The organism is Stenotrophomonas maltophilia (genome assembly GCF_004920835.1).
In the GTDB taxonomy this organism is placed as follows: domain Bacteria; phylum Pseudomonadota; class Gammaproteobacteria; order Xanthomonadales; family Xanthomonadaceae; genus Stenotrophomonas; species Stenotrophomonas maltophilia_AQ.
In genome coordinates this window covers 1-431 of sequence record NZ_QFHO01000067.1, presented here as the reverse complement: position 1 = coordinate 431, position 431 = coordinate 1, and the positions used below count along the sequence as shown (strand labels likewise).

1 protein-coding gene is annotated in these 431 nt (G+C 32.3%); it reads right to left on the bottom strand.

Annotated elements, in window-relative coordinates; all coding sequences use genetic code 11:
* Positions 1-327 (bottom strand): ATP-binding cassette domain-containing protein (locus tag DI041_RS21100; RefSeq protein ID WP_136640157.1); only part of this gene is annotated, 327 nt, incomplete at its 3' end.
* Between the last annotated feature and the right edge of the window lie 104 nt (positions 328-431).

Here is a 431-nt window from a genome sequence, read left to right as displayed (position 1 = left end):
ACTGAAATCTGGCTTCATATAGATTTCATCTTTTTCTTTCATAACCTCATAAAGACGTTCGTGACCTTTAATTACAACATCAAGCACGCGTTCATCTTCATAAGCATAGTGGTCCTGTTTTAAAACAGCTAGACGTTCATTTTTCCCTAATGAAACATGTCCTGTTTGAGAATCTAATTCACCAGATAATATTTTTAAGAATGTTGATTTACCTGCACCATTCGCACCAATTAATCCATAACAATTACCTTCTGTAAATTTAATATTTACATCTTCAAATAGTTTACGATCTCCAAAACGTAAACTCACATCAGTTACTTGTAACATGCATTTTCTCCTTTTTTTCATTCGATATTCTAACGGAAGAATTATATCATATTATCGTCACAGTTTCGACCTCATATAAGTTGTAATGATAGAATGACTCACAC